The following is a 5,025-nucleotide window of genomic DNA, read 5'->3' as shown; positions in this document are numbered from 1 at the left end:
ATTCCTCTCCTCGGTTCCGCTCTCGTGGTGTCAACCGGATTACCGGTAAACATTCACGGAGAGTTTGATCCTGGCTCAGGACGAACGCTGGCGGCGTGCTTAACACATGCAAGTCGAACGATGAAGCCCTTCGGGGTGGATTAGTGGCGAACGGGTGAGTAACACGTGGGCAATCTGCCCTGCACTCTGGGACAAGCCCTGGAAACGGGGTCTAATACCGGATATGAGCCACCGAGGCATCTTGGTGGCTGTAAAGCTCCGGCGGTGCAGGATGAGCCCGCGGCCTATCAGCTTGTTGGTGAGGTAATGGCTCACCAAGGCGACGACGGGTAGCCGGCCTGAGAGGGCGACCGGCCACACTGGGACTGAGACACGGCCCAGACTCCTACGGGAGGCAGCAGTGGGGAATATTGCACAATGGGCGAAAGCCTGATGCAGCGACGCCGCGTGAGGGATGACGGCCTTCGGGTTGTAAACCTCTTTCAGCAGGGAAGAAGCGAAAGTGACGGTACCTGCAGAAGAAGCGCCGGCTAACTACGTGCCAGCAGCCGCGGTAATACGTAGGGCGCAAGCGTTGTCCGGAATTATTGGGCGTAAAGAGCTCGTAGGCGGCTTGTCACGTCGATTGTGAAAGCTCGGGGCTTAACTCCGAGTCTGCAGTCGATACGGGCTAGCTAGAGTGTGGTAGGGGAGATCGGAATTCCTGGTGTAGCGGTGAAATGCGCAGATATCAGGAGGAACACCGGTGGCGAAGGCGGATCTCTGGGCCATTACTGACGCTGAGGAGCGAAAGCGTGGGGAGCGAACAGGATTAGATACCCTGGTAGTCCACGCCGTAAACGGTGGGAACTAGGTGTTGGCGACATTCCACGTCGTCGGTGCCGCAGCTAACGCATTAAGTTCCCCGCCTGGGGAGTACGGCCGCAAGGCTAAAACTCAAAGGAATTGACGGGGGCCCGCACAAGCAGCGGAGCATGTGGCTTAATTCGACGCAACGCGAAGAACCTTACCAAGGCTTGACATATACCGGAAAGCATCAGAGATGGTGCCCCCCTTGTGGTCGGTATACAGGTGGTGCATGGCTGTCGTCAGCTCGTGTCGTGAGATGTTGGGTTAAGTCCCGCAACGAGCGCAACCCTTGTTCTGTGTTGCCAGCATGCCCTTCGGGGTGATGGGGACTCACAGGAGACTGCCGGGGTCAACTCGGAGGAAGGTGGGGACGACGTCAAGTCATCATGCCCCTTATGTCTTGGGCTGCACACGTGCTACAATGGCAGGTACAATGAGCTGCGAAACCGTGAGGTGGAGCGAATCTCAAAAAGCCTGTCTCAGTTCGGATTGGGGTCTGCAACTCGACCCCATGAAGTCGGAGTTGCTAGTAATCGCAGATCAGCATTGCTGCGGTGAATACGTTCCCGGGCCTTGTACACACCGCCCGTCACGTCACGAAAGTCGGTAACACCCGAAGCCGGTGGCCCAACCCCTTGTGGGAGGGAGCTGTCGAAGGTGGGACTGGCGATTGGGACGAAGTCGTAACAAGGTAGCCGTACCGGAAGGTGCGGCTGGATCACCTCCTTTCTAAGGAGCACTTCTAGGCCGCCTAGCGGTCCAGAGGCCAGTTCATCGGCGAACGTCCGATGCTGGTTGCTCATGGGTGGAACGTTGACTATTCGGTCCGGATGTCGGGTCGGAGGCTGCCAGTACTGCTCTTCGGAGTGTGGAACGCATGATCTTCGGACGGGTCTGGGTCGGGCACGCTGTTGGGTGTCTGAGGGAATGATCTTCCTTCAGTTGCCGGCCCCAGTGAACTCACCAGTGTGTCTGGTGGGGTGGTGGGTGGCTGGTCGTTGTTTGAGAACTGCACAGTGGACGCGAGCATCTGTGGCCAAGTTTTTAAGGGCGCACGGTGGATGCCTTGGCACCAGGAACCGATGAAGGACGTGGGAGGCCGCGATAGTCCCCGGGGAGTCGTCAACCAGGCTTTGATCCGGGGGTTTCCGAATGGGGAAACCCGGCAGTCGTCATGGGCTGTCACCCGCTGCTGAACTCATAGGCAGTGTGGAGGGAACGAGGGGAAGTGAAACATCTCAGTACCCTCAGGAAGAGAAAACAACCGTGATTCCGGGAGTAGTGGCGAGCGAAACCGGATGAGGCCAAACCTACGACGTGTGAGACCCGGCAGGGGTTGCGTCGTGGGGGTTGTGGGATCTCTTTTTCACGGTCTGCCGGCCGTGAGACGAGTCAGAAACCGCTGATGTAGACGAAGGACATGCGAAAGGTCCGGCGTAGAGGGTAAGACCCCCGTAGTCGAAATGTTAGCGGCTCGTTTAAGAGACACCCAAGTAGCACGGGGCCCGAGAAATCCCGTGTGAATCTGGCGGGACCACCCGCTAAGCCTAAATATTCCCTGGTGACCGATAGCGGATAGTACCGTGAGGGAATGGTGAAAAGTACCGCGGGAGCGGAGTGAAATAGTACCTGAAACCGTGTGCCTACAAGCCGTGGGAGCGTCGGATACAAGCTTGCTTGTGTCTCGTGACTGCGTGCCTTTTGAAGAATGAGCCTGCGAGTTTGCGGTGTGTTGCGAGGTTAACCCGTGTGGGGAAGCCGTAGCGAAAGCGAGTCCGAATAGGGCGTTTTAGTAGCGCGCTCAAGACCCGAAGCGGAGTGATCTAGCCATGGGCAGGTTGAAGCGGAGGTAAGACTTCGTGGAGGACCGAACCCACCAGGGTTGAAAACCTGGGGGATGACCTGTGGTTAGGGGTGAAAGGCCAATCAAACTCCGTGATAGCTGGTTCTCCCCGAAATGCATTTAGGTGCAGCGTCGTGTGTTTCTTGCCGGAGGTAGAGCACTGGATAGGCGATGGGCCCTACCGGGTTACTGACCTTAGCCAAACTCCGAATGCCGGTAAGTGAGAGCGCGGCAGTGAGACTGTGGGGGATAAGCTCCATGGTCGAGAGGGAAACAGCCCAGAGCATCGACTAAGGCCCCTAAGCGTACGCTAAGTGGGAAAGGATGTGGAGTCGCAGAGACAACCAGGAGGTTGGCTTAGAAGCAGCCACCCTTGAAAGAGTGCGTAATAGCTCACTGGTCTAGTGATTCCGCGCCGACAATGTAGCGGGGCTCAAGCGTACCGCCGAAGTCGTGTCATTGCAGCAATACTCCCAACGGAGGCTGTGATGGGTAGGGGAGCGTCGTCTGCCGGGTGAAGCAGCACCGGAAGGTAGTTGTGGACGGTTGACGAGTGAGAATGCAGGCATGAGTAGCGATACAAACGTGAGAAACGTTTGCGCCGATTGACTAAGGGTTCCTGGGTCAAGCTGATCTGCCCAGGGTAAGTCGGGACCTAAGGCGAGGCCGACAGGCGTAGTCGATGGATAACCGGTTGATATTCCGGTACCCGCTGTGAAGCGTCAAACATCGAGCATCGTGATGCTAAGGCCGTGAAGCCGCCCTGATCTCTTCGGAGTTGAGGGGAGTGGTGGAGCCGCTGAACCAAGCGGTTAGTAGGTGAGTGATGGGGTGACGCAGGAAGGTAGTCCATCCCAGGCGGTGGTTGTCCTGGGGTAAGGGTGTAGGACGTCGGGTAGGCAAATCCGCCTGACATGTGTCTGAGACCTGATGCCGAGCCGATTGTGGTGAAGTGGATGATCCTATGCTGTCGAGAAAAGCCTCTAGCGAGTTTCATGGCGGCCCGTACCCTAAACCGACTCAGGTGGTCAGGTAGAGAATACCGAGGCGTTCGGGTGAACTATGGTTAAGGAACTCGGCAAAATGCCCCCGTAACTTCGGGAGAAGGGGGGCCACACCTGGTGATGATCTTTACGGTCTGAGCTGGGGGTGGCCGCAGAGACCAGCGAGAAGCGACTGTTTACTAAAAACACAGGTCCGTGCGAAGCCGTAAGGCGATGTATACGGACTGACGCCTGCCCGGTGCTGGAACGTTAAGGGGACCGGTTAGCTCCATTTCGGTGGGGCGAAGCTGAGAACTTAAGCGCCAGTAAACGGCGGTGGTAACTATAACCATCCTAAGGTAGCGAAATTCCTTGTCGGGTAAGTTCCGACCTGCACGAATGGCGTAACGACTTCTCGACTGTCTCAACCATAGGCCCGGTGAAATTGCACTACGAGTAAAGATGCTCGTTTCGCGCAGCAGGACGGAAAGACCCCGGGACCTTTACTACAGTTTGATATTGGTGTTCGGTTCGGCTTGTGTAGGATAGCTGGGAGACTGTGAACTCTGGACGCCAGTTCAGGGGGAGTCGTCGTTGAAATACCAGTCTGGTCGTGCTGGATGTCTAACCTGGGTCCGTGATCCGGATCAGGGACAGTGTCTGATGGGTAGTTTAACTGGGGCGGTTGCCTCCTAAAGAGTAACGGAGGCGCCCAAAGGTTCCCTCAGCCTGGTTGGCAATCAGGTGTTGAGTGTAAGTGCACAAGGGAGCTTGACTGTGAGACCGACGGGTCGAGCAGGGACGAAAGTCGGGACTAGTGATCCGGCGGTGGCTTGTGGAAGCGCCGTCGCTCAACGGATAAAAGGTACCCCGGGGATAACAGGCTGATCTTCCCCAAGAGTCCATATCGACGGGATGGTTTGGCACCTCGATGTCGGCTCGTCGCATCCTGGGGCTGGAGTCGGTCCCAAGGGTTGGGCTGTTCGCCCATTAAAGCGGTACGCGAGCTGGGTTTAGAACGTCGTGAGACAGTTCGGTCCCTATCCGCTGTGCGCGTAGGAATATTGAGAAGGGCTGTCCCTAGTACGAGAGGACCGGGACGGACGAACCTCTGGTGTGCCAGTTGTTCTGCCAAGGGCATGGCTGGTTGGCTACGTTCGGGAGGGATAACCGCTGAAAGCATCTAAGCGGGAAGCCTGCTTCGAGATGAGTGTTCCCACCTCCTTGAGAGGGTAAGGCTCCCAGTAGACGACTGGGTTGATAGGCCGGATATGGAAGCCTGGTGACAGGTGGAGTTGACCGGTACTAATAGGCCGAGGGCTTGTCCTCAGTTGCTCGCGTCCACTGTGT

2 rRNA genes are annotated in these 5,025 nt (G+C 57.1%); both read left to right on the top strand.

The features are described 5' to 3' along the window. Window positions 1–52 precede the first annotated feature (52 nt). Window positions 53–1,578 (top strand): 16S ribosomal RNA (locus tag KUM39_RS27795). 305 nt (window positions 1,579–1,883) lie between these two features. Beyond that, a 23S ribosomal RNA gene (locus KUM39_RS27790) occupies window positions 1,884–5,004 on the top strand. Together the 16S and 23S rRNA genes form the textbook arrangement of a ribosomal RNA operon. The last annotated feature ends 21 nt before the right edge of the window (window positions 5,005–5,025 follow it).

This window comes from Streptomyces corallincola, assembly GCF_019104725.1.
Lineage (GTDB): Bacteria > Actinomycetota > Actinomycetes > Streptomycetales > Streptomycetaceae > Streptomyces > Streptomyces corallincola.
This window is presented reverse-complemented; position numbering and strand designations above follow the sequence as displayed.